The sequence below is a fragment of the Enterobacter sp. MG-EB028 genome, assembly GCF_056673305.1.
Genome location: NZ_CP195079.1, coordinates 1,366,257 through 1,388,679 on the forward strand (window position 1 = coordinate 1,366,257; position 22,423 = coordinate 1,388,679).

Annotated in this window: 18 protein-coding genes and 7 tRNA genes; 6 read left to right on the forward strand and 19 right to left on the reverse strand. The window is 53.5% G+C overall.

The features are described 5' to 3' along the window. Positions 1 to 68: 68 nt before the first annotated feature. The 12 genes from ACR42C_RS06420 to nagB form a co-directional block, all read right to left on the reverse strand. Positions 69 to 143: transfer RNA gene (locus ACR42C_RS06420), tRNA-Gln, on the reverse strand. A gap of 36 nt (positions 144 to 179) precedes the next feature. Further along, positions 180 to 254: transfer RNA gene (locus ACR42C_RS06425), tRNA-Gln, on the reverse strand. Between the two features lie 39 nt (positions 255 to 293). Next, positions 294 to 370, reverse strand: a tRNA-Met gene (locus ACR42C_RS06430). 17 nt (positions 371 to 387) lie between these two features. Then, positions 388 to 462, reverse strand: a tRNA-Gln gene (locus ACR42C_RS06435). Between the two features lie 32 nt (positions 463 to 494). Continuing rightward, a tRNA-Gln gene (locus tag ACR42C_RS06440) sits at positions 495 to 569 on the reverse strand. Positions 570 to 592: 23 nt separating this feature from the next. Further along, positions 593 to 677, reverse strand: a tRNA-Leu gene (locus ACR42C_RS06445). 7 nt (positions 678 to 684) lie between these two features. Further along, positions 685 to 761, reverse strand: a tRNA-Met gene (locus tag ACR42C_RS06450). A gap of 226 nt (positions 762 to 987) precedes the next feature. Beyond that, positions 988 to 2,652 (reverse strand): asparagine synthase B, encoded by a 1,665-nt coding sequence (gene asnB, locus ACR42C_RS06455; RefSeq protein WP_116343889.1) that lies wholly within the window; start codon positions 2,650 to 2,652, stop codon positions 988 to 990. A 248-nt stretch (positions 2,653 to 2,900) separates the two neighbouring features. After that, positions 2,901 to 3,653: a ribonucleotide monophosphatase NagD gene (nagD, locus tag ACR42C_RS06460; protein WP_116343890.1), complete on the reverse strand. Its 753-nt coding sequence runs from the start codon at positions 3,651 to 3,653 to the stop codon at positions 2,901 to 2,903. Between the two features lie 45 nt (positions 3,654 to 3,698). Then, a complete protein-coding gene (gene nagC / locus ACR42C_RS06465) occupies positions 3,699 to 4,919 on the reverse strand; it encodes a DNA-binding transcriptional regulator NagC (protein ID WP_028012354.1) in 1,221 nt (406 codons plus the stop codon). A gap of 8 nt (positions 4,920 to 4,927) precedes the next feature. Then, complete coding sequence (gene nagA / locus ACR42C_RS06470; RefSeq protein ID WP_028012355.1) at positions 4,928 to 6,076, reverse strand: N-acetylglucosamine-6-phosphate deacetylase; 1,149 nt, start codon at positions 6,074 to 6,076, stop codon at positions 4,928 to 4,930. Positions 6,077 to 6,131: 55 nt separating this feature from the next. Then, complete coding sequence (gene nagB, locus ACR42C_RS06475; RefSeq protein ID WP_028012356.1) at positions 6,132 to 6,932, reverse strand: glucosamine-6-phosphate deaminase; 801 nt, start codon at positions 6,930 to 6,932, stop codon at positions 6,132 to 6,134. A gap of 328 nt (positions 6,933 to 7,260) precedes the next feature. On the opposite strand from nagB, the gene nagE reads away from it, so the two are divergent. From nagE to chiQ, 4 genes are all read left to right on the forward strand, one after another. Further along, complete coding sequence (nagE, locus tag ACR42C_RS06480; RefSeq protein ID WP_116343893.1) at positions 7,261 to 9,210, forward strand: PTS N-acetyl glucosamine transporter subunit IIABC; 1,950 nt, start codon at positions 7,261 to 7,263, stop codon at positions 9,208 to 9,210. Positions 9,211 to 9,389: 179 nt separating this feature from the next. Further along, on the forward strand, positions 9,390 to 11,057 hold the full coding sequence (gene glnS, locus ACR42C_RS06485; RefSeq protein WP_479984908.1) for a glutamine--tRNA ligase: 1,668 nt from the start codon (positions 9,390 to 9,392) through the stop codon (positions 11,055 to 11,057). A gap of 447 nt (positions 11,058 to 11,504) precedes the next feature. After that, entirely contained in the window at positions 11,505 to 12,902 is a 1,398-nt protein-coding gene (chiP, locus tag ACR42C_RS06490; RefSeq protein ID WP_316380489.1) for a chitoporin ChiP, read from the forward strand. Positions 12,903 to 12,949: 47 nt separating this feature from the next. After that, positions 12,950 to 13,276, forward strand: a complete 327-nt coding sequence (chiQ, locus tag ACR42C_RS06495; protein ID WP_163330536.1) for a ChiQ/YbfN family lipoprotein — start codon at positions 12,950 to 12,952, stop codon at positions 13,274 to 13,276. A gap of 92 nt (positions 13,277 to 13,368) precedes the next feature. On the opposite strand, the gene fur is transcribed toward chiQ, so the two are convergent. The 4 genes from fur to ybfF form a co-directional block, all read right to left on the reverse strand. Beyond that, positions 13,369 to 13,815, reverse strand: a complete 447-nt coding sequence (gene fur, locus ACR42C_RS06500) for a ferric iron uptake transcriptional regulator (RefSeq protein ID WP_028012361.1) — start codon at positions 13,813 to 13,815, stop codon at positions 13,369 to 13,371. A gap of 290 nt (positions 13,816 to 14,105) precedes the next feature. Beyond that, on the reverse strand, positions 14,106 to 14,636 hold the full coding sequence (gene fldA, locus ACR42C_RS06505; protein WP_008501067.1) for a flavodoxin FldA: 531 nt from the start codon (positions 14,634 to 14,636) through the stop codon (positions 14,106 to 14,108). Between the two features lie 155 nt (positions 14,637 to 14,791). After that, positions 14,792 to 15,079: a LexA regulated protein gene (gene ybfE / locus ACR42C_RS06510; protein WP_014883017.1), complete on the reverse strand. Its 288-nt coding sequence runs from the start codon at positions 15,077 to 15,079 to the stop codon at positions 14,792 to 14,794. Between the two features lie 128 nt (positions 15,080 to 15,207). Beyond that, entirely contained in the window at positions 15,208 to 15,981 is a 774-nt protein-coding gene (ybfF, locus tag ACR42C_RS06515) for an esterase (protein ID WP_320720483.1), read from the reverse strand. A gap of 183 nt (positions 15,982 to 16,164) precedes the next feature. On the opposite strand from ybfF, the gene seqA reads away from it, so the two are divergent. Together seqA and pgm are read left to right on the forward strand one after the other, a co-directional pair. Continuing rightward, complete coding sequence (seqA, locus tag ACR42C_RS06520) at positions 16,165 to 16,713, forward strand: replication initiation negative regulator SeqA (RefSeq protein ID WP_163330461.1); 549 nt, start codon at positions 16,165 to 16,167, stop codon at positions 16,711 to 16,713. A gap of 24 nt (positions 16,714 to 16,737) precedes the next feature. Beyond that, entirely contained in the window at positions 16,738 to 18,378 is a 1,641-nt protein-coding gene (gene pgm / locus ACR42C_RS06525; RefSeq protein WP_116343897.1) for a phosphoglucomutase (alpha-D-glucose-1,6-bisphosphate-dependent), read from the forward strand. 104 nt (positions 18,379 to 18,482) lie between these two features. Here the strand turns inward: pgm and potE are convergent, their stop codons facing one another. The 3 genes from potE to speFL all read right to left on the reverse strand — a co-directional run bounded on the left by potE (position 18,483) and on the right by speFL (position 22,351). Beyond that, entirely contained in the window at positions 18,483 to 19,796 is a 1,314-nt protein-coding gene (potE, locus tag ACR42C_RS06530; protein ID WP_116343898.1) for a putrescine-ornithine antiporter, read from the reverse strand. Then, a complete protein-coding gene (gene speF / locus ACR42C_RS06535) occupies positions 19,793 to 21,991 on the reverse strand; it encodes an ornithine decarboxylase SpeF (protein WP_316380487.1) in 2,199 nt (732 codons plus the stop codon). Before speF ends, potE begins: the two co-directional genes overlap by 4 nt. Before the next feature lie 255 nt (positions 21,992 to 22,246). Next, positions 22,247 to 22,351: a leader peptide SpeFL gene (gene speFL, locus ACR42C_RS06540; RefSeq protein WP_003858645.1), complete on the reverse strand. Its 105-nt coding sequence runs from the start codon at positions 22,349 to 22,351 to the stop codon at positions 22,247 to 22,249. Positions 22,352 to 22,423: the final 72 nt, after the last annotated feature.

The window sequence follows — 22,423 nt, forward strand, 5'->3', positions numbered from 1 at the left end:
GCATCAGGCCGCACAATTCTGAGCAACAAAAACAAAAAAGCCCGCAGAGCGGGCTTATTTGTTTTGAGTGGCTGGGGTGCAGGGATTCGAACCCCGGAATGCTGGTATCAGAAACCAGAGCCTTACCGCTTGGCGACACCCCAATTGCGTTAAACATACGGCTTAACGACTTTTTAAATTGGCTGGGGTACGAGGATTCGAACCTCGGAATGCCGGAATCAGAATCCGGTGCCTTACCGCTTGGCGATACCCCAACAATTTTTTATTACCGAAACAAATCGATAATCTTAATTTGGTGGCTACGACGGGATTCGAACCTGTGACCCCATCATTATGAGTGATGTGCTCTAACCAACTGAGCTACGTAGCCAGTACTGCAGTCTTCGATGGCTGGGGTACCTGGATTCGAACCAGGGAATGCCGGTATCAAAAACCGGTGCCTTACCGCTTGGCGATACCCCAATACCGCGGAGAACCGCAAAATCGAAGAAATATGGCTGGGGTACCTGGATTCGAACCAGGGAATGCCGGTATCAAAAACCGGTGCCTTACCGCTTGGCGATACCCCATCCGTGCAACGCTTACCCGGGAATGGTGCGGGAGGCGAGACTTGAACTCGCACACCTTGCGGCGCCAGAACCTAAATCTGGTGCGTCTACCAATTTCGCCACTCCCGCAAAAAGATGGTGGCTACGACGGGATTCGAACCTGTGACCCCATCATTATGAGTGATGTGCTCTAACCAACTGAGCTACGTAGCCATCTTTTTTTCGCGTTACCTTATCGGCGTTGCGGGGCGCATTATGCGTATAGACCCTTGCAGCGTCAACACCTTTTTCAACGAAAATAGCCGGAATGTGACTGTTTGGTTAGGTTGCGAACAGCGTGGCCGAATATTCGGCAATTATTGGTTATTAATCGGTTTTCGGTGGTGAAATGTGAGGCAAAAAAAACAGGCCCCTGAGGGCCTGTTTGAAATCGTTGTGATTATTTATAGGCGGACTGGTGAACGCCAACCGCGCGTCCTGATGGATCGTTCATCGCCTTAAAAGATTCATCCCATTCAATGGCTTTTGCGGATGAACAGGCCACGGACGGACCGCCAGGAACACATTCGGCAGCGCTCGGAACCGGGAACAGCTCTTCAAAGATCTCACGGTACAGGTACGCCTCTTTCGAGCCCGGCGTGTTGTACGGGAAGCGGAAGCTTGCGGTTTCCAGTTGCTGGTCAGAAATCTGTTTTGCCGCCACCTCTTTCAGGGTGTCGATCCAGCTGTAGCCAACGCCATCAGAGAACTGCTCTTTCTGACGCCAGGCCACGCTCGCCGGCAGGTAGGATTCAAAGCATTCACGCAGAATATGTTTTTCCATCTTGCCGTTGCCGCACATCTTGTCCTCTGGGTTGATGCGCATCGCCACGTCGAGGAATTTTTTATCCAGGAACGGCACGCGCGCTTCCACACCCCAGGCCGACATCGCTTTGTTGGCTCGCGCACAGTCGAACATGTGCAGCGCCTGCAGCTTACGCACGGTCTCTTCATGCAGCTCTTTGGCGTTTGGCGCTTTGTGGAAGTACAGATAGCCGCCAAACACTTCATCAGAACCTTCACCGGAGAGCACCATCTTGATGCCCATCGCTTTGATCTTACGCGACATCAGGTACATCGGCGTGGAGGCGCGAATAGTGGTCACGTCATAGGTCTCAATGTGATAGATCACATCGCGGATTGCATCCAGACCTTCCTGCACGGTGAAGTGAATTTCATGGTGCACGGTGCCGAGATGGTTTGCCACTTCCTGCGCGGCTTTCAGGTCGGGTGCCCCTTCCAGACCCACCGCGAAGGAGTGCAGCTGCGGCCACCAGGCTTCGGAGCGCTCCTGATCTTCCACGCGACGAGCAGCGAATTTCTTGGTAATCGCGGAGATCACGGAGGAGTCCAGACCGCCGGAAAGCAGTACGCCGTAAGGCACGTCTGACATCAGGTGGCTTTTCACGGAATCTTCCAGCGCCTGACGCAGCTCGGCTTTATCCGTCACGTTGTCTTTAACCGCGTCATAATCGAACCAGTCGCGCTGATAGTACGGACGGATTTCACCGTCTTTACTCCAAAGATAGCTGCCAGCCGGGAACTCTTTAATAGTGCGGCAAACCGGAACCAGGGCTTTCATTTCGGACGCGACATAGAAGTTGCCGTGTTCATCGTGGCCCATGTACAGCGGGATAATACCGATGTGGTCGCGGCCAATCAGCCAGGCGTCTTTTTCGCTGTCGTACAGGGCGAAGGCAAACATGCCCTGCAGATCGTCGAGAAACTCGGGACCTTTCTCCTGATACAGCGCCAGGATCACTTCACAGTCAGACCCTGTCTGGAACGCGTAGCGGTCGCCGTACTCGGCGCGCAGCGCCTGATGGTTATAGATTTCACCGTTGACAGCCAGCGCGTGCGTTTTTTTCTCGTTATACAGCGGCTGTGCACCGGCGTTGACGTCAACAATAGACAGACGTTCGTGAGCCAGAATCGCTTTATCGCTGGCGTATACGCCTGACCAGTCCGGTCCGCGATGGCGCATCAGGCGGGACAGTTCGAGTGCCTTTTTACGCAGTTCGCCCGCGTCAGTTTTAATATCCAGTACGCCAAAAATTGAACACATAACCTTCTCCGTTAACCCTGTTGCATTGTGATGTTGCTTGCTTATGAAAATGCCGCAAAGGGGGAAGGGGCGCAAGGGTTTTACGGGCTAAAACGGAAATAGTGCAATAGTGATTGTGGAATAGTGAAAAAAGAGTACGTCACTCATCCTTTTATTGATGATTATGCAATAAAACACGCTTTTTGTTAGATAGGGTTTTGTTTGTATGGCTGAAAATGAAAAACCACGCCCTGAGGCGTGGTTCAGTATCAGATAATGTCGATTTCGTCGACGGAGGGGTAAATCCAGCTTGGCCTGAACGGCATTGAGTCAATGTCATCAATCTGCGAGACGCCGGAAAGCACTAAGATAGTTTCCAGACCCGCCTGGAAACCGGCCAGGATATCGGTGCGCAGATTGTCGCCGACGATGACCGTTTCTTCAGAGTGGGCCTGCATTTTGTTCAGCGCGGCACGAATGATCCACGGGCTCGGTTTTCCGACCACAAACGGCTGACGACCGGAGATTTTTTCGATACCGGCGCACAGCGCGCCGCAGGCAGGATAAAAACCACGCCCGTGCGTGTCCGGGTTGGTGGCGATAAAGCGTGCGCCGCTGGCGACAAAGTAGGCAGCTTTATGCATCATCTCCCAGTTAAAGGAGCGTGTTTCGCCGACAATCACAAAGTCCGGGTTCACATCGGTAATGGTAAAGCCTGCTTTATACAGTTCGTGGATCAGCGCGCCTTCACCCACTACGTAAGCTTTTTTCCCTTCCTGACGCTTCAGAAAATCCGCCGTGGCCATTGCCGAGGTATAAAACACGCTGTCCGGCACGTCGACGCCTGCGGTGGCAAAACGGTTCGCCAGATCCTGACCGGTTTGGGAAGGGTAGTTCGTGAGCAGAACCAGTGGCATTCCTTTGTCGATGATGCGGTGCAGAAACTCCGCAGCACCCGGCACGGCAACGTTGTCGTGCATCAGCACGCCGTCGATATCACAAATTACATTCTTAATGGTCATGGACATTCCGACATCAAAAAAAGAAGGCGTTACTATAAGGTCCGATCAGGATTCCAGCAAATGCTGGAGCAGGATCCCGTTGAGCATGGCGCGCTTGACCAGCGCAAATGCGCCAATCGCCGAGCGATGGTCAAGCTTCGAACGAACCACCGGAAGATTCTGGCGGAATGCTTTCAGCGCCTGGGTGTTAATACAGCCTTCGATGGCGGGCAGCAGCACCTTTTCCGCTTCAACAATCTCTCCGGCGATCACCACTTTCTGTGGGTTAAACAGGTTAATGGCGATAGCGATGGTTTTCCCCAGATGGCGACCTACCTGCTCGATCACCTCACAGGCCAGGGCGTCGCCTTTATTGGCGGCTTTGCAGATGGTGCCTATCTTGCAATCGTCCAGCGTGACGCGGCTTTGATAACCCTGCTCAAGCAGGTGGCGAACGCGCTGCTCGATGGCCGTGTTGGCGGCGATGGTTTCAAGGCAGCCGAAGTTGCCACAGTGGCAGCGTTCGCCGAGCGGCTCAACCTGAATGTGGCCGATCTCGCCAACGTTACCGTTGCGACCAATAAATATACGTCCATTGGAGATAATGCCAGCGCCCGTACCGCGGTGTACGCGCACCAGAATAGAGTCTTCGCAGTCCTGACTCGCACCAAAGTAGTGCTCAGCCAGCGCTAAAGATCGAATATCATGGCCGACAAAGCAGGTCACCTTAAAGCGTTTTTCCAGCGCGTCGACCAGCGCCCAGTTCTCAACCTGAATATGCGGCATGTAACGGATCACACCGCTTTCCGGGTCGACGAGGCCCGGCAAAATGACGGAGATGGCGATGAGTTCGCGGATCTTGCGCTGACAGCTTTCAATAAAGTGCGCGATGGTATTCAGCAGCGCGTGTTCCAGCGTCTCCTGTGTGCGTTCGGGCAGCGGGTAGTGTTCTTCGGCAATGGCTTTGCTGCTCAGATCGTAGAGCGTGAGCGTGGTGTCATGACGACCAAGCCGGACGCCAATGGCCTGAAAGTTGCGGGTTTCGGTAATAATGGAGATGGCGCGGCGGCCCCCGGTGGAGGCCTGCTGATCGACTTCTTTGATCAAACCGCGCTCAATGAGCTGGCGGGTGATTTTTGTCACGCTGGCGGGAGCAAGCTGGCTTTGTTCGGCTATCTGGATCCGCGAGATTGGACCATGTTGGTCAATCAGGCGATAAACCGCCGCACTGTTAAGTTGTTTAACGAGATCGACATTACCGATTTGAGCTTGTCCGCCTGGTGTCATACTTTTACTTACTCAGTGACGACCTCGTTACCATTAACGATGGTCTTAATAATTTTATAATCGTGTGTGAATGCCGTCAGGTTTGCAACCATACCTGGTGCAATTCCGCCAAGCTGTTTATCCACGCCGATGGCGCGAGCCGGATAAAGAGTGGCCATACGCAGGACTTCATCAAGCGCAATCCCGCAATGCTCAACCAGATTACGTACCCCTTCAATCATGGTCAAAGAGGAGCCACTCAGCGTACCGTTTTCATCCACACACAGTCCGTTGCGGTAGTATATTGTTTTACCGGCAAAAATGAACTGCTCAATATTTGCACCTGCTGGCGCAGTGGCATCGGTGACCAGGCAGAGCTTGTCACCTTTCAGCCGCTTGGCATTGCGAATGTTGGTGTAATCAACGTGCATACCATCAGCGATAATGCCGCAGTAGACGTCCGGTTCGTCGAGAATCGCTCCGACCAGACCCGGTTCACGGCCGGTAATATACGGCATGGCGTTGTAAAGGTGCGTGGCAAAGGTAATACCCGCACGGAAGCCCGCTTTGGCTTCTTTCAGCGTGGCGTTTGAGTGGCCTGCGGAAACCACAATCCCGGCGGCAGCCAGTTTGCTGATGACCTCAGTGCCGGTCATTTCAGGCGCCAGCGTCACTTTAGCGATTACATCAGCGTTGGCACACATGTAGTCGACCAGTTCAGCATCAGGCTTGCGCACGTAATCCGGATTATGCGTGCCTTTCTTCACTATATTCAGCCATGGTCCTTCCAGGTGCAGACCCAGCGCCTGATTCGGGTGTTTCGCCAGGTATTCGCGCATCACGCGGATACCCTGTTTCATCAGGTCATCACTGCTGGTGATGAGCGTCGGCAGATAGCTGGTGCAGCCTGATTTCTCGTTAGCTTTCTGCATGATTTCCAGCGTTTCAACCGTCACCGCCTCGGCGGTGTCGTTGAATTGCACGCCGCCGCAGCCGTTCAGCTGTACGTCGATGAAACCGGGGGAGATTACTGCTCCATTGAGTGAGCGCTGTTCAATCTCCGGCGGCAGCTCTGCCAGCGGACAAACACGTTCAATCAGGCCATTGGCGATAACAATCGCATGGTCATCCAGAATTTCATGGCCGGTATAAATCCGACCGTGGGTTAAAGCGTACATAACGACCCCCGGTTAAAAAAAGCGGCCGCCTCTTGTGGAAGAGGCGGTTATTCAATTACAGACCTTTGATGTTCTCTGCTTCTAACTCGTTGAAGTATTTCAGCGTTTTCACTTTCAGCTCCATCGTTGACGGTTCGTCGCAGACGATGACTGATTTAGGATGCAGCTGCAGGCAGCTGATGGTCCACATGTGGTTAACGTTGCCTTCAACGGCAGCCTGGAGCGCCTGCGCTTTCACGCCGCCCAGCACCAGAATCATCACCTCTTCGGCATCCAGCAGGGTGCCTACGCCAACGGTCAGGGCGTATTTTGGAACCTGGTTCACGTCACCGTCAAAGAAGCGGGAGTTTGCCACGCGGGTGTCATGGGTCAGCGTTTTAATGCGGGTACGGGAAGCCAGAGAAGAGGCTGGTTCGTTGAACGCGATATGCCCATCGTTGCCCACGCCACCCATAAACAGGTGGATTTTACCGTAAGAACGGATTTTTTCTTCGTACTGACGGCATTCTGCGTCAATATCAGGCGCATTTCCATTCAGCAGGTTAATATTTTCAGCTGGGATATCAACGTGATCAAAGAAATTGCGGTGCATGAAGCTATGGTAGCTTTCAGGATGTTCTTTTGGCAGGCCAACATATTCGTCCATGTTGAAGGTTACAACATGTTTAAAGCTAACCTGGCCCGCTTTGTGCATTTCAACCAGCGCTTTGTACGCGGTCAGTGGAGTACCACCGGTTGGAAGGCCAAGAACGAACGGACGATCGGCAGTAGGCTTGAAGGCATTAATACGGTTAACGATATGGCGAGCGGCCCATTTACCGACTTGTTCAGCAGTTGCCAGGGGAATCAGTCTCATTGTTCACCTCAAGAGTTAAAGTAGAAGAGTGGGCGGATGGTAATCGGAACCTGATGCTTAAGCGTAACCTGGAACCTTTCAGGCCGGATCAATCCGTCTTGATTTTTTGAATGATAAAATAAGTTTTGGCTGTTAGCCAGTGAAAGGGAGGGGGGATTACGATATTTGGTGACAAAAATCACAAAAAATGGGTGTTTAATTTGCGATACGAATTAATTTTTCACACACTCACAATGCCAGTGAATCATCAACTGTATTAATCGTTGTCGACACAATAAAAACATAGTTACTGCACGAGCCCGATAACGGGCCTCGTAGGGGGAATAGGATGAATATTTTAGGTTTTTTCCAGCGCCTCGGTAGGGCTTTGCAGCTCCCTATCGCCGTGCTACCGGTTGCAGCATTACTGTTGCGATTCGGGCAACCCGATCTTCTTAATGTGCCGTTCATTGCTCAGGCAGGCGGCGCTATTTTTGATAACCTGGCGCTGATATTCGCCATCGGCGTCGCGTCCAGTTGGTCAAAAGACAGTGCAGGGGCTGCGGCTCTGGCAGGCGCAGTCGGTTATTTCATCCTGACGAAAGCGATGGTAACCATTAACCCTGAAATCAATATGGGCGTGCTGGCGGGTATCATTACCGGTCTGGTTGGCGGCGCCGTGTATAACCGCTGGGCAAATATTAAGCTTCCTGATTTCCTGAGTTTCTTCGGTGGAAAACGTTTCGTTCCGATCGCGACGGGCTTCTTCTGCCTGGTTCTGGCAGCGATCTTTGGCTACGTTTGGCCGCCGGTGCAGCATGCCATTCATGCGGGCGGCGAGTGGATCGTTTCTGCGGGTGCGATGGGCGCAGGTATCTTCGGTTTCATTAACCGTCTGCTGATCCCTACAGGCCTGCATCAGGTGCTGAATACCATCGCATGGTTCCAGATTGGTGAGTTTACCAATGCGGCGGGCACCGTTTTCCACGGCGACATCAACCGCTTCTACGCGGGTGACGGCACCGCGGGCATGTTTATGTCCGGTTTCTTCCCAATTATGATGTTTGGTCTGCCTGGTGCTGCGCTTGCTATGTACCTGGCCGCGCCAAAAGCGCGTCGTCCGATGGTTGGCGGCATGCTGCTGTCTGTTGCGATTACCGCTTTCCTGACCGGTGTTACCGAGCCACTGGAATTCCTGTTCATGTTCCTGGCTCCGCTGCTGTACCTCATGCACGCAATCCTGACCGGTATCAGCCTGTTCGTTGCCACCCTTCTGGGTATCCATGCGGGCTTCTCCTTCTCCGCAGGCGCCATTGACTACGTGTTGATGTACAACCTGCCGGCGGCAAGCAGCAACGTCTGGATGCTGGTGGTGATGGGCCTGATCTTCTTCGTTATCTACTTCGTTCTGTTCAGCGCGGTGATTCGTATGTTTAACCTGAAAACGCCGGGCCGCGAAGATACGAAAGAAGATGTTGTTACCAGTGAAGCAAACAGCAATACCGAAGAAGGTTTAACCCAGCTGGCGACCAGCTACATTGCCGCAGTCGGCGGTACCGACAACCTGAAAGCGATTGACGCCTGTATTACTCGTCTGCGTCTGACCGTGGGTGATTCCGCGCGCGTGAGCGATGCGATGTGTAAACGCCTGGGCGCGTCTGGTGTGGTGAAACTGAATAAGCAAACCATCCAGGTTATCGTGGGTGCGAAAGCTGAATCTATCGGCGATGAAATGAAAAAAGTGGTCGCCCGTGGGCCGGTTGCTGCCGCCTCAACGGATAGCGCTCCAGTAGCTGAAGCGCCGGTTGCAAAACCGCAGGCCGTGCCAAATGCGGTGACTATCGCTGCGCTGGTGTCCCCGGTCACCGGTGACGTGGTTGCGCTTGAGCAGGTGCCTGACGAAGCGTTCGCCAGCAAAGCGGTTGGTGACGGCGTGGCGGTGAAACCAACGGACAAAACCGTTGTGTCTCCGGCGGCCGGTACCATCGTGAAAATCTTCAACACCAACCACGCGTTCTGCCTCGAAACCGAAAAAGGCGCGGAGATCGTTGTCCATATGGGTATCGATACCGTTGCGCTGAACGGTCAGGGCTTTACTCGCCTGGTAGAAGAGGGCGCTGAAGTGGTGGCGGGTCAGCCGATTCTGGAAATGGATTTGGACTTCCTGAACGCCAACGCGCGCTCCATGATTAGCCCGGTCGTTTGCAGCAACATTGATGACTTCAGCGGCCTGGTCATTCAGGCGAAAGGTCAGGTTGTTGCAGGCCAAACACCGCTGTATGAGATTAAAGGCAAGTAATCGCTCCTGAGTAGAGTCATGCCTTAAGCGGCGGGGGATATCCTCCGCCGCTTTTTTTTGCAGCAAATGCCCCCATTATTTTCATCTGATACGTATTTTCCGTAACTAAGGGTTGTCACTACGTCCGGCTTATAAGATCATACGCCGTTATACGTTGTTTACGCTTTGAGGAATCCACGATGAGTGAGGCAGAAGCCCGCCCGAGTAACTTTATTCGTCAGATCATCGATGAAGATCTGGCCAGTGGTAAGCACACCACGGTACATACGCGTTTCCCGCCGGAGCCGAACGGCTACCTGCACATTGGTCACGCGAAATCGATCTGCCTGAACTTTGGCATTGCGCAAGATTACCAGGGGCAGTGCAACCTGCGTTTCGATGACACCAACCCAGTAAAAGAAGACATCGAATACGTTGAGTCCATTAAAAACGATGTGCAATGGCTGGGCTTCAACTGGTCTGGCGATATCTGCTACTCCTCTGACTATTTTGATCAGCTGTATGCCTACGCGGTGGAGCTGATCAATAAAGGTCTGGCATACGTCGACGAACTGTCTGCTGACGAAATCCGCGAGTATCGCGGTACGCTGACTGCGCCAGGTAAAAACAGCCCGTTCCGCGATCGCAGCGTGGAAGAGAACCTGGCGCTGTTTGAAAAAATGCGTGCCGGTGGCTTCGAAGAAGGCAAAGCGTGCCTGCGCGCCAAAATCGACATGGCGTCTCCGTTCATCGTGATGCGCGACCCGGTGCTGTACCGCATTAAATTTGCGGAACACCACCAGACCGGCAACAAGTGGTGCATCTACCCGATGTACGACTTCACCCACTGCATTAGCGATGCGCTGGAAGGCATTACGCACTCCCTGTGTACGCTGGAGTTCCAGGACAACCGTCGTCTGTACGACTGGGTGCTGGATAACATCACCATTCCTGTGCATCCGCGTCAGTACGAGTTCTCTCGTCTGAATCTGGAATACACCGTGATGTCCAAGCGTAAGCTGAACCTGCTGGTAACAGACAAGCACGTTGAGGGTTGGGACGATCCGCGTATGCCAACCATCTCTGGTCTGCGCCGTCGTGGTTACACTGCCGCCTCTATTCGTGAGTTCTGCAAACGTATTGGCGTGACCAAGCAGGACAACACCATCGAAATGGCGTCTCTGGAATCCTGCATTCGTGAAGATCTCAACGAAAACGCCCCGCGCGCGATGGCCGTTATCGATCCGGTGAAACTGGTTATCGAAAACTACCCGCAGGGTGGAAGCGAGCTGGTCTCCATGCCTAACCATCCGAACAAACCGGAAATGGGAAGCCGCGACGTGCCGTTCAGCGGTGAAATCTGGATCGATCGTGCTGACTTCCGTGAAGAAGCCAATAAGCAGTACAAACGTCTGGTGCTGGGTAAAGAAGTGCGTCTGCGTAATGCCTACGTCATCAAAGCCGAGCGCGTAGAGAAAGATGCAGAAGGCAACATCACCACCATCTTCTGTTCGTACGATGCAGAGACGCTGAGCAAAGATCCGGCAGATGGCCGCAAGGTGAAAGGCGTGATTCACTGGGTGAGCGCTTCCCACGCGCTGCCGGTAGAAATTCGTCTGTACGATCGTCTGTTTAGCGTGCCTAACCCGGGTGCAGCTGAAGACTTCCTGGCGACTATCAACCCGGAATCTTTGGTGATCAAACAGGGTTACGCGGAGCCGTCGCTGAAAGAGGCTGAAGCGGGCAAAGCATTCCAGTTTGAACGTGAAGGTTACTTCTGCCTGGACAGCCGTTACAGCACGGCAGAAAAGCCGGTATTTAACCGTACCGTAGGTCTGCGTGATACCTGGACGAAGATCGGCGAATAAAAACGCTGCACTGGTCAATGAGAAACAAACGCCGCTTATAGCGGCGTTTTTTTATTTAATGATCATATCGTTAAAGTAGACCCGTAATTAGGCCAACTAAAATTTTTGGTCAACGTGGTGCTACTTATTTTTCTAAAAAAAGTTTGTCTTTTTGATAAAACAGAGAATAAAGACAAATACGTGTTTTTTTACGATCTAATACGTTGAAATTACCTGCTTTAGCCCCGCCATACCTCGCATCCGACTAAATGTTACAAAGCACTACCAATTATGTGCACTTCGTCATAATCCTGACTTTTGCCCACTGAAAAGCATTGATAATTCGCGTCGCGAAAAATAACCTAAAGACGGTAGTTAATTCGAGGGTATTTATAACTACCCCTGACCATTTGGTCTTTTATATTTTCGCCGTTTAAGGCGTTTTAATTCGTCAAAGAGGAATAATCTATGCGTACGTTCAGTGGCAAACGTAATGCGCTGGCGCTGGCTATTGCCGGTGTGACAGCAATGTCGGGCCTGGTGGTGACACCAGAGGCGAAAGCAGCAGGTTTCATCGAAGATTCTACCCTCACTGGCGGTATTTATTACTGGCAGCGTGAACGTGACCGTAAAGATGTCACAGAAGATAAATACAAAACCAACCTCTCTCACTCCACCTGGAACGCCAACCTGGACTTCCAGTCAGGCTATGCCGCTGATATGTTCGGTCTGGATATTGCTGCATTTACCGCAATCGAAATGGCGGAAAACGGCGACAGCGGCCACCCGAACGAAATTGCCTTCTCCTCCAGCAATAAAGCCTATGACGAAGACTGGTCCGGAGATAAAAGCGGTATCAGCCTTTATAAGGCTGCAGCGAAATTTAAATACGGCCCGGTCTGGGCGCGCGGGGGGTATATTCAGCCAACCGGCCAGACGCTGTTAGCGCCGCACTGGAGCTTTATGCCTGGTACCTATCAGGGTGCAGAAGCCGGGGCTAACTTTGACTACGGTGACGCAGGTGCGTTGAGCTTCTCCTATATGTGGACCAACGAGTACAAAGCACCGTGGCACATCGAAATGGATAAGTTCTACCAGAACGATAAGAAAACTAAAGTCGATTACCTCCACTCGCTGGGCGCGAAGTACGACTTTAAAAACGATCTGGTTCTGGAAGCTGCATTTGGTCAGGCGGAAGGCTATATCGATCAGTATTTTGCTAAAGCCAGCTACAAATTTGATATCGCCGGTAGCCCGCTGAGCACCAGCTACCAGTTCTACGGTACGCGCGATAAGGTCAGCGATGGCAGCGTAAATGACATTTATAACGGCACCGCGTGGCTTCAGGCGCTGACTTTCGGCTACAAAGTCGGTCAGGTTGATTTGCGTCTGGAAGGGACATGGGTGAAGGCGGAAGGGCAGCAGGGCTACTTCCTGCAGCGTATGACCCCGACCTATGCATCATCCAATGGTCGTCTGGATATCTGGTGGGATAACCGCTCCGACTTCAACGCCGACGGCGAGAAAGCGGTCTTCTTCGGCGCCATGTATGACCTGAAAAACTGGAACCTGCCTGGCTGGGCGGTGGGTGCTTCTTACGCATACGCCTGGGACGCAAAACCAGCAGACATGGCGACGCCGGATGCCTACTACGATCCAAACTATCGCCTGAAAGAGTCCTCCTACAGCCTGGATGCTATCTATACCCTGCAGGATGGCCGCGCGAAAGGCACGATGTTCAAGCTGCATTTCACCCAGTATGACAACCACTCCGATATTCCAAGCTATGCGGGCGGTTACGGCAACATCTTCCAGGATGAACGTGACGTCAAATTCATGGTTATCGCCCCATTCACCATCTTCTGATGAGCACACCGGCGGGCTGAGTCCCGCCGGTCTGGAGACTGCACATGATGAAAAAAATCGTAATCGTCGCGTTGCTGGCATCAGGGCTGGTGGCGTGCGTTCAGACTCAGGCGCCGAAAGAGGATTCCCGTCTGAAGGAGGCGTATAGCGCCTGTATTAATACTGCCGAAGGATCGCCAGAGAAAATCGAAGCCTGTCAGAGCGTGCTGAATGTGTTGAAGAAAGAGAAAGCGCATGAGCAGTTCGCGACGCAGGAGAACGTTCGGGTGATGGATTATCAGGCCTGTATTCAGGCGCGTAAAACCGGTAACGATCAGGAAGTGGCGAAGCGTTGCGATAAGATCTGGAACGAGATACGCAATAACAATAAATAAGTTGCTTTACGCCCGGTGGCACTTTGCTTACCGGGCTTTTTTGACGCAAAAAAAAGCCAACCTCGCGGCTGGCTCAGAGTATGAACGCTAACTTATTTTGTGTCGTGAGCGTGTTCATTCTCGCGGCAATCCCCTTCAGCGCAGTGACCGTATAGGTACAGGCTGTGGTTGGTCAGGCGAATGCCGTGACGAGCTGCGATTTCACGCTGACGCGCTTCGATGGAATCATCGCTAAATTCAATGACCTTGCCGCAATCGAGGCAGATCAGGTGATCGTGGTGATGCTGCTGGGTCAGTTCGAATACAGATTTACCGCCTTCGAAATTATGACGGGTAACAATGCCCGCGTCATCAAACTGGTTCAGCACGCGATAAACGGTGGCCAGCCCAATCTCTTCACCCATGTCGATAAGACGTTTATAAAGGTCTTCCGCACTGACATGGTGATTGTCTGGACCCTGAAGCACTTCGAGGATTTTTAATCGAGGAAGCGTTACTTTCAGGCCAGCCTTCTTTAATGCGGTATTGTTGTCAGTCATGCGGAATCTGTCCTGTTGCTAAACGATTCACTTCTGAAGGAAGTGACAGAAAATGCACCTGGGTTAATGCGTCTCATTATAGAACTGCCATGCCTAAATGAAAACTGCAAGTCTCAGGCAAAGTATGCTTATAAAAACGTGGTATCACCAACAAACTTGCTCAATGAAAACCACATTTTGCCAGGGAGACATTGTACAGGTCTGGGCGAAAAAGTTAAAAGTTTGTAGCAATTAATTTAATCGGTTTTACCTGGAAAACGGGCGCAACCTGCGTTGCGCCGTAGAAAAAATCAGGCGTTGAGAATATCGTCCAGGTGGAGTTCTTCACGGATCTGCTTAACCCACTTCTCTACACGCTCTGCCGTAAGCTCAGGCTGACGGTCTTCGTCAATGGCCAGACCGACAAAATGATCGTCATCGGCCAGGCCTTTAGAGGCTTCGAAGTGGTAACCGGCAGTCGGCCAGTGACCAACAATAACCGCGCCATTCGGCTCAATGATGTCGCGAATCGTCCCCAGCGCGTCACAGAAGTACTCGGCATAGTCTTCCTGATCGCCACAGCCAAACAGTGCGACCAGCTTCCCGTTGAAGTCCACCTCTTCCAGCGTCGGGAAGAAATCGTCCCAGTCGCACTGGGCTTCACCGTAGTACCAGGTTGGAATACCCAGCAGCAGAATGTCATAGCCCTCGAGATCTTCTTTGCTGCTCTTGGCGATGTCATGCACATCAGCAACGTCTTTACCGAGCTGTTTCTGAATGTTTTTTGCGATATTTTCGGTATTGCCGGTATCACTGCCGAAGAAAATGCCGATGATTGCCATGAGTAAAATAACCTCTTGAAACTTAATGGTATGGTGGCGCAATTCGGCCACGGATAAGGGCAATAATAGCAGAACTGGCAACCCTGCGGAAACCGCTATCGCGCAGGACTGCACTCTGTGCTACATGAAAAGGGCGATAAAGGGGTTTTTCAGACTTATGCCTGGCTGCGAAGCGTCTCAAGCTGAGCGATGAGCATCTCTTCAATAAGCTCGCTGCGGCTGATATTACGCGCCTCGGCCAGCTCGTTAAGCGCATCGACAGCGTCAGCGTTGAGCTTCAGTTCGACACGCTTAAGCCCACGATTTTTATCGCGTTTAAGCTGATTGCGTTTATTGATACGCAGCTGTTCATCGCGCGAAAGCGGATTCGTTTTCGGTCGTCCCGGTCGACGCTCATTCGCGAACAGATCTAGTGTCGTACGGTCCGTTTGTTCTTTGGCCATGATTCTGAGACTTCGGGGGAAACACGCCGCCCTGCTAAAGCCCGGGCGATAAGCGCGCCATCATACATCACCAAAAACGGCACGCCAACGACTGGAAGCCTGTCATCTTCCAGTCGCTCTCTTTTTAATCAATTTGCAGTATCAGCGAGATAGCGGCGGATAGCGCGCAGTACAGCGTCAGGTTTTTCGGCGTGAACCCAGTGCCCGGCCCCGGCAATCACGTGGGCGCGCGCCTGCGGGAACTGTGCCAGCAGCGTGTCGCGGTAAGCGTCGGTAATATAAGGAGAGTGGCCGCCGCGAATAAAGAGAGCAGGGTGCGGCCAGGTGGGGACGGTTTCCCAGCCCACGATGTTGTTGTACTGGTCCCACAGCACCGGCACGTTAAAACGCCATTGCCCGTCAACAAACGACTTCAAAAGGAACTGCACCACGCCTTCTTCATCAAGATGTTCACGCATAACCGTTGCCGCCTGCTGACGTGTGGAAACGCCAGCTGCAGTTACAGCATTAATTGCTGCGAAAATCTCATCATGACGTCGAACGTCGTAGTCCACAGGGGCAACATCAATGACCACAAGCCCGGAAATGCGCTCTGGCGCCAGCGCGGTGAGTGCCATAACCGCTTTACCGCCCATTGAATGCCCTATGAGGGTCACCTTCTGCAGATTGTGCGCATCAAGCGTATCCAGCAGATCCTTCGCCATTGCCGCATAGGTCATTTCGTCTGAGCGGCCGGAAAGCCCGTGATTGCGCATATCAACCTGTAGAATATCGTGATCGGTGACCAAATCGCGGGCCAGCACGCCCAGGTTATCCAGGCTGCCAAAAAGTCCATGAACCAGCACGATGGGGGAATTATTGTTCGGCGATTGTGCAGTTTGCGCTCGGGTATTCAATTTCATGGCAAAGTTCTTTTTTTACGTATGTCAGGTTAGGGTATCATGTTGACCATTCTGCCGCCCGGCTGCAAGGTTCCAGTTTAATCTGACTTTTGCCGCCAACCTGGTTTGACGCTATCCGCTGTTGGGATTTGACCTTATAATCCCAATGACTTGTATTCAGATAAGATATCGCACTGGATTAAGATGAAAACAATCGAAGTTGATGACGAACTCTATCAGTATATTGCCAGCCAGACGCGGCATATCGGGGAGAGCGCGTCCGACATTTTACGGCGCATGCTTAAAATTTCCGCCGCTTCACAGCCTGCCACCCCAGTTACCAAAGATGTCGTGTCTCAGCCGAGCGTTGCTGCACAGGCAAAACCTGCCGTGACGCCGGTAAAAGATAAAGTGCGCGCGATGCGCGAGCTGCTGCTCTCCGACGAATATGCGGAGCAGAAAAAGGCGGTCAACCGTTTTATGCTGGTGCTGTCTACACTTTACGCCCTGGATAACAAAGCGTTTGCTGAAGCGACCGAGTCGCTGCACGGCCGTACCCGCGTCTATTTCGCGGGCGACGAGCAGACGCTGCTGCAAAATGGCAATCAAACCAAACCTAAACATGTCCCTGGCACCCCGTACTGGGTGATCACCAATACCAATACGGGCCGCAAGTGCAGCATGATTGAACACATCATGCAGTCCATGCAGTTCCCGGCGGAATTGATTGAAAAGGTTTGCGGTACAATTTAACCCTTGCATCATAAGGACCCGGTAATGGCAAATCACAGCCGTGCAGGCCAACCTGCACAACAAAGCGATTTGATTAACGTCGCTCAGCTGACCGCGCAGTATTACGTGCTGAAACCGGTCGTGGGCAACGCAGAACACGCAGTGAAGTTTGGTACATCTGGTCACCGCGGCAGCGCGGCGCGCCACAGCTTTAACGAACCGCATATTCTGGCCATTGCTCAGGCCATTGCGGAAGAGCGCGCCAAAAACGGCGTTACCGGTCCGTGCTACGTGGGCAAAGATACCCATGCGCTGTCTGAACCGGCGTTCATTTCCGTGCTGGAAGTGCTGGCGGCAAACGGCGTTGACGTGATTGTGCAGGAGAACAATGGCTTCACCCCAACGCCGGCGGTATCAAACGCAATCCTTGTGCACAACAAAAAAGGTGGCGCACTGGCAGACGGGATCGTTATCACGCCATCCCACAACCCGCCGGAAGACGGTGGTATCAAATACAACCCACCTAACGGCGGCCCGGCTGACACCAACGTCACCAAAGTGGTGGAAGATCGTGCAAACGCGCTGCTGGCCGACGGCCTGAAAGGCGTTAAACGTATTTCTCTTGATGAAGCGATGGCCTCCGGCCACGTGAAAGAGCAGGATCTGGTTCAGCCGTTCGTGGAAGGGCTGGCGGATATCGTCGATATGGCGGCGATTCAGAAAGCCGGCCTGAAGCTGGGCGTGGATCCGCTGGGCGGCTCCGGTATTGAGTACTGGAAGCGCATCGCCGAGCACTACAAGCTGGATCTGACCATCGTGAACGATCACGTTGATCAGACCTTCCGCTTCATGCACCTGGACAAAGACGGCGCGATCCGTATGGACTGCTCCTCCGAGTGCGCGATGGCGGGCCTGCTGGCGCTGCGCGACAAGTTCGATCTGGCATTTGCTAACGACCCGGATTATGACCGTCACGGCATCGTCACCCCTGCCGGGCTGATGAACCCGAACCACTACCTGGCTGTTGCGATCAACTACTTGTTCCAGCACCGCCCGCAGTGGGGCAAAGAGGTGGCTGTCGGTAAAACGCTGGTCTCTTCTGCGATGATCGACCGCGTGGTGGACGCGCTGGGCCGCAAGCTGGTGGAAGTGCCGGTGGGCTTCAAGTGGTTCGTTGACGGTCTGCACGACGGCAGCTTTGGCTTCGGCGGCGAAGAGAGCGCGGGCGCGTCCTTCCTGCGCTTCGACGGCACCCCGTGGTCAACCGATAAAGACGGCATCATCATGTGCCTGCTGGCTGCGGAAATCACCGCGGTTACCGGTAAAAACCCGCAGGAACACTACAACGAGCTGGCGGCACGCTTTGGTGCGCCAAGCTATAACCGTATCCAGGCTGGCGCGACCTCTGCGCAGAAAGCTGCATTGTCCAAACTCTCCCCAGAGATGGTCAGCGCAAGTACCCTGGCAGGCGATCCGATCACTGCCCGTCTGACGGCGGCACCGGGTAACGGTGCGTCTATCGGTGGACTGAAAGTGATGACCGAAAATGGCTGGTTCGCCGCGCGTCCGTCCGGTACGGAAGATGCGTACAAAATCTATTGCGAAAGCTTCCTCGGCGCTGAGCACCGCCAGCAGATTGAGAAAGAAGCGGTAGAGATTGTCAGCGAAGTGCTGAAAAACGCGTAAGTGCGGTTCTGGTGCGGGCTGATGCCCTCACCCCGGCCCTCTCCCAAAGGGAGAGGGAGAAAACAATAAAGACGGCAGCCCTTGGGCTGCCGTTTTGCTTTTACCTAACTGTGCTTATTCTTCAATTCAAATCTCGGTGACACCAGACCGTACAGCGTCCAGCCCATAAAGGTCACCATCGCGCCATACAGCATCGCTTCCTGGCCGGATGAGTAGAGCGCATAGAAGCTGTAGATTGCCCCAATCAGCGCCACAATATTCGCCGCACGCGCTTTGCGTGGATCAACTTTCGCCACCTTCTGAATGATCGCCAGCGCCGCCATCGACAGAATATACGGAATGATATTCGTCACCACCGCCAGGTTGACCAGCACGTTAAACTGGCTGTTCAGGGACGGGCTAATGGTCATCAGCGACAATCCGCTCTGGAAGATGACAATTGCCAGCATACCCTGCACCGGCGCGTCGGCTTTGGTCACGCGGGAGAAGATTTTTGGGAAGTAACCTTCATCAGCCGAGGATTTAAACACCTGCGCGATGGTGAACTGCCAGCCGAGTAGCGAGCCGCAGCAGGACATCACCATCAGACCCATGATCACTTTCCCGACTTCCGGGGTGAACATCTGGGCAAAGGCCAGCCCGAACGGCGCCGTGGAGTTAGCCAGATCCATGTTTGGCACAATCCCGGCAATGACGTTAGTCGAGACGATATAGATCACCGCCGCGCCCAGCGTTCCGCCGAGGACCGCAATCGGCACGTTCTTCTCCGGGTTCTCTACCACTTCTGCGTTCGCACAGGCGGATTCCAGACCCAGGAAGGCCCAGAGCGTCATGGCGATAGACGAGCCCACTGCCGTAAAGAACGGCACGTGGTGCGGATTCCAGGAGTTGGCGTAGAGCGTTGGGCTGAACCAGAACCAGCCGATGATGCACAGGCCGACAACCGGGATAATCACGCCCCAGACGGTGATGCTGGAGAGCTGACCGGTAATGCGCGCGCCACCAAAATTGGCCACGGTGCAGATCCACAGAACCCCGATGGTCGCCAGCCCAATTTGTACCGGGCTGAGCGTCACGCCAAACAACTCCGTGCCGTAGCCGACGGCGGAAATGGCAATCGCCACGTTGGCGATCAGCAGCGATACGCCGTAGGTGTAGTTCGCCATAAAGTTGCCGGACTTACCAAAGGCGTACTCAGCATAGCCGCCCATGCCACCTGACTTGCGGCTGAACATCCCACACTTGGCGAACGCCCACGCCAGCGCCATCGATCCTACGGCGGTAACAAGCCAGGAGATAATCGAAATCGTCCCCACTTCGGCGAGCTTGGTGGGCAGCATAATAATCCCGGAACCCATCATGTTGACCATGGTAAGGATAGTCAGCTGCACCACGCCCATCTTATTGGACTTACTCATAATTTCTCTCCTTTCAGCAGCGCGGGCTGAGCGGCGGATTGTTTGATGACGTAGCAGCGAACCTGTTTGCGACCGTCACACTCCTCGACATACACGCCCTGCAACTCCGGCGCGAAGCCCGGCAGCAGGTTGATGCCTTCTTCCAGTGCGGCAAAGTAGCGCAGCACGGAACCGCCCCAGACTTCCCCTGGAACCACGCACAGCACCCCCGGTGGGTAAGGGAGCGCACCTTCAGCGGCGATGCGGCCTTCCGCGTCGCGCAGGGAGACCAGCTCGACCTCGCCGCGCAGGTAGGCGTAGTTCGCGTCCTGCGGGTTCATCATCACGCGTGGGAAGTGAGACTTGCGGAACATCTCTTTTTGCAGCTGCTTCACGTTGTGGCGGGCGTACAGGTCATGCATTTCCTGGCAGATCTGGCGCAGGGTGTAATCCGCGTAACGTTCCGGATGTTGTTTGTAGAGAGAAGGCAATACCTCTTTCAGCGGAACATCGCTCTCGAGCAGTTTTTCGAAGCGCACCAGCTGTGCCACAAGCTGCTGCAGCTTGCCCATATCTTCCGCCGGCGTGAGCAGGAACAGGATCGAGTTGAGATCGCATTTTTCCGGCACGATGCCGTTTTCGCGAAGGAAGTTGGCAAGGATAGTGGCGGGCACGCCGAAGTCGTCATACTCCCCGGTGCGGGCGTTAATGCCCGGCGTGGTCAGCAGGAGCTTGCACGGGTCGATAAAATACTGGTGCTCAGCGTAGCCTTCAAAAGCGTGCCAGTTTTCACCCGGCACGAAGTGGAAGAAGCGTAGATCGGTTGCAATCTCCGCCGTGTCCCAGCTTTCCCACGGACGGCCATCCACTGTCTCCGGCACGAACGGGCGCAGATACCGGCAGTTCTCCAGGATCAGCTTGCGCGCTTCGATACCGTTAACCACGCAGTCCATCCACATGTTGCGGCCGCTCTGGCCTTCATGCATGCGGGCGTTGATGTCCAGCGCAGCGAACAGCGGATAAAATGGGCTGGTGGAGGCGTGCATCATGAAGGCATTATTCAGCCGCTTATGTGGGACATAGCGCTGTTGCCCTTTGATATGGCTGTCTTTCTTATGGATTTGCGAGGTCTGCGAGAAGCCAGCCTGTTGTTTATGCACGGACTGGGTGACCAGGATCCCCGGATCGTTTTCGTTCAGCTCCAGCAGCAGCGGCGAGCAGTCGGCCATCATCGGAATAAACTGCTCGTAACCCACCCAGGCCGAGTCAAACAGGATGTAATCACACAGGTGCCCAATCTTATCCACCACCTGACGGGCGTTATAGATGGTGCCGTCGTAGGTACCCAGCTGGATAACCGCCAGACGGAACGGACGTTCGTCGCGCGCGCGGCCCGGCGCCACCTCTGCTACCAGCTCGCGCAGATAGCTTTCTTCGAAGCAGTGGGCGTCAATGCCGCCAATGAAGCCGTACGGGTTGCGCGCCGTTTCCAGATAGACCGGCGTTGCGCCAGCCTGGAGGAGTGCACCGTGATGGTTAGATTTGTGGTTATTACGGTCGAATAGCACCAGGTCGCCCGGGGTGAGCAGAGCGTTAAGCACCACTTTGTTGGATGACGAGGTACCGTTCAGCACGAAGTAGGTCTTATCGGCATTAAAGACTTTTGCCGCATGCTGCTGGGCGATGCACGGCGCGCCTTCGTGGATCAGCAGATCGCCCATCGCCACGTCGGCGTTGCACAGATCGGCGCGGAAAAGCGTCTCACCAAAGAAATCGACAAACTGATTGCCGGCAGGATGGCGGCGAAAGAACTGGCCACCCTGATGCCCCGGGCAGTCAAACGCGCTGTTGCCCTGTTTTACATAGTCGACAAGGGCGCGGAAAAACGGCGGGCGCAGCTGGGTTTCATACTTCTGGGCGGCCGCTTCCAGCTGGCGTCCATAAAAGTCGTTGCTGGTGTCTGAGAACTCAAATACGCCATGAATGCGAGATAAATAGTCTGCCGGGATGAACTCTTCTTTGTGCGTTGCGACAAATACGGGAATGCCAAAACCGGTGGCTTCTATTTCGTCCAGAATACCGCTGGCAATATCCGTAACCGTCAGAACAATGGCGGCAACATCAATATAATCAGAGGCGCGGACATCCACCAGTTCACGCTGGGTAGTAAAGCAATCCGGACATGCACGGCTGGCTGCGATTTTTAAACTTTTCATCTTTCTCTCTTTATTTTAGGTAATAAGCGTCCTTCGATTTCTTGCAAGAAAGAAATCGATAATTTTTCCGGAAAAAAAGCAAAGGGTGGCCGCTGATTAAAATCAGTGAATTGCTTTTTTGATGATTGAAATTCAGTCCGCCCGGTGCGGATGATTCTGAATCAGGATGAATGAGCGCACGAGATCACAGGCAATAGCCTGTAAAATAAGGTGTTTAAGGATAGCCTGTAAGCGAGTGCGCCAGAAGTCGAAGGACTACCGGGCATTAAAGAGATGAAAGTCAAAGCAGTTTCGGTGGGCAAACATCATGATATGTGTTGTCCGCCTTATATGGGGCATTAAGCGATTGTTGTTTTCCATGTTTCATTTTCCTTTCAGTAATTGAAAGCATGGTCATTTTATCCAGAAAAAGCCGATTAACCGTGAGGTAGA

Bases quoted from the DNA above. Each gene is read 5' to 3' on its own strand.
- asnB (WP_116343889.1), bottom strand. From the start codon at position 2,652: ATGTGTTCAATTTTTGGCGTACTGGATATTAAAACTGACGCGGGCGAA.
- nagD (WP_116343890.1), bottom strand. From the start codon at position 3,653: ATGACCATTAAGAATGTAATTTGTGATATCGACGGCGTGCTGATGCAC.
- nagC (WP_028012354.1), bottom strand. From the start codon at position 4,919: ATGACACCAGGCGGACAAGCTCAAATCGGTAATGTCGATCTCGTTAAA.
- nagA (WP_028012355.1), bottom strand. From the start codon at position 6,076: ATGTACGCTTTAACCCACGGTCGGATTTATACCGGCCATGAAATTCTG.
- nagB (WP_028012356.1), bottom strand. From the start codon at position 6,932: ATGAGACTGATTCCCCTGGCAACTGCTGAACAAGTCGGTAAATGGGCC.
- nagE (WP_116343893.1), top strand. From the start codon at position 7,261: ATGAATATTTTAGGTTTTTTCCAGCGCCTCGGTAGGGCTTTGCAGCTC.
- glnS (WP_479984908.1), top strand. From the start codon at position 9,390: ATGAGTGAGGCAGAAGCCCGCCCGAGTAACTTTATTCGTCAGATCATC.
- chiP (WP_316380489.1), top strand. From the start codon at position 11,505: ATGCGTACGTTCAGTGGCAAACGTAATGCGCTGGCGCTGGCTATTGCC.
- chiQ (WP_163330536.1), top strand. From the start codon at position 12,950: ATGAAAAAAATCGTAATCGTCGCGTTGCTGGCATCAGGGCTGGTGGCG.
- fur (WP_028012361.1), bottom strand. From the start codon at position 13,815: ATGACTGACAACAATACCGCATTAAAGAAGGCTGGCCTGAAAGTAACG.
- fldA (WP_008501067.1), bottom strand. From the start codon at position 14,636: ATGGCAATCATCGGCATTTTCTTCGGCAGTGATACCGGCAATACCGAA.
- ybfE (WP_014883017.1), bottom strand. From the start codon at position 15,079: ATGGCCAAAGAACAAACGGACCGTACGACACTAGATCTGTTCGCGAAT.
- ybfF (WP_320720483.1), bottom strand. From the start codon at position 15,981: ATGAAATTGAATACCCGAGCGCAAACTGCACAATCGCCGAACAATAAT.
- seqA (WP_163330461.1), top strand. From the start codon at position 16,165: ATGAAAACAATCGAAGTTGATGACGAACTCTATCAGTATATTGCCAGC.
- pgm (WP_116343897.1), top strand. From the start codon at position 16,738: ATGGCAAATCACAGCCGTGCAGGCCAACCTGCACAACAAAGCGATTTG.
- potE (WP_116343898.1), bottom strand. From the start codon at position 19,796: ATGAGTAAGTCCAATAAGATGGGCGTGGTGCAGCTGACTATCCTTACC.
- speF (WP_316380487.1), bottom strand. From the start codon at position 21,991: ATGAAAAGTTTAAAAATCGCAGCCAGCCGTGCATGTCCGGATTGCTTT.
- speFL (WP_003858645.1), bottom strand. From the start codon at position 22,351: ATGGAAAACAACAATCGCTTAATGCCCCATATAAGGCGGACAACACAT.